This is a genomic window from Mycobacterium sp. E2699 (assembly GCF_001666745.1).
In the GTDB taxonomy this organism is placed as follows: domain Bacteria; phylum Actinomycetota; class Actinomycetes; order Mycobacteriales; family Mycobacteriaceae; genus Mycobacterium.
On the sequence record NZ_LZJH01000057.1, the window covers coordinates 1 to 1316 of the forward strand.

Consider the following 1316-nt stretch of genomic DNA (forward strand, 5'->3'; position numbering starts at 1 on the left):
GCGAAAACGATAAACGTCTGGGTGAGAAGGTTTTCCAGGAACCACCCGGTGTGAAACGCCACCTCGCCGGCGTGCAGGATGCCGAGCATGAATCCGAAGGTCAAGAAGTCGAACAGCGAGTTGATGGGCCCGAACGTCAGCATGAACCTGCGGATGAAGGCGACGTTCCAGTGCGCCGGCGCATCGCGTTGCTCCTCATCGACGCGGTCGGTGGGGATCGCCAACTGCGAGGCATCGTAGAGCAGGTTGCCCAGCAGGATCTGGCTGGGCAGCATCGGCAGAAACGGCAAGAACGCCGACGCGGCGGCGGCGCTGAAGGTGTTGCCGAAATTGCTCGATGTGCCCATGAACACGTACTTGATGGTATTGGCGAAAATCCTTCTGCCCGTGGCCACCCCGGTGGCCAGCACCCCCAGGTCCTTTTCCAGCAAGACCACGTCGGCCGCGTCCTTGGCCACGTCGGTGGCGCTGTTGACGGAGATGCCCACATCGGCGGCGTGCAGGGCCAACGCGTCGTTGACGCCGTCGCCGAGGAAGCCGACCGATCGCCCGTTGCGGCGCAGCGCGGTGATCAGCCGCGCCTTCTGCTCGGGGGAGATGCGCGCGAAGATGGTGTGGTTTTGCGCGGCGTCGACGAACCCGTCGTCGTCGAGGGGTTCCAGCTCGGCGCCGGTGAGAGTGCCCTTGGACGCCAAACCCAGGTCATTGCAGACCTTTTCGGCGACCCGCGGATTGTCGCCGGTGGCGATCTTGAGCTCGATGCCCAGTTCGGCCAGCTGTGCCAGCGACTGGCGCGCCGCGGGTTTGGGTTCGTCGGCGAAGACCAGAAAGCCGGCCAGCGTGAGGTCGTGTTCGTCGTCGGCGGTGAGCTCCGTCAGCTCGGCGGCCGGGCGGGTGGCGACGGCGACCACCCGCCGTCCGGCGGCGAACAAGTCCGCCAGGGTCGCATCCGCGGCCGCCGGCGTCCCGTCGCACCGGTCCAGGACCTGTTCGGGGGCGCCCTTGACGACGAGGAGGCGGTTGCCGTCGTCGTCGACCAACACCGACGTCGCGCGCCGCTCGTGGTCGAACGGCAGCAGCGCGACGCGGCGCACCGCGCCGCCCACCAGTTGCTGTGGCTGCGGGGAGTCCCACAGCGCGGCGTCGAGCGGATTGGCGCTCACCACACCGGATTCCGGGTCGACGTCGGTGGCCAGCAACCCGAGCCGCCGGACCGGCTCGGCCGGCGCACCGGCCGGATCGACCGCGCCGACCAGGCGGATGCGGCCCTCCGTCAGCGTGCCGGTCTTGTCGGTGATCAGGATGTCGATGTCGCC

At 68.2% G+C, this 1316-nt stretch carries 1 protein-coding gene; it reads right to left on the minus strand.

Translation table 11 applies throughout. The features are described 5' to 3' along the window. The coding region (locus A5696_RS29130) for an HAD-IC family P-type ATPase (protein ID WP_156738223.1) at nucleotides 1-1316 on the minus strand (1316 nt) is incomplete at both ends.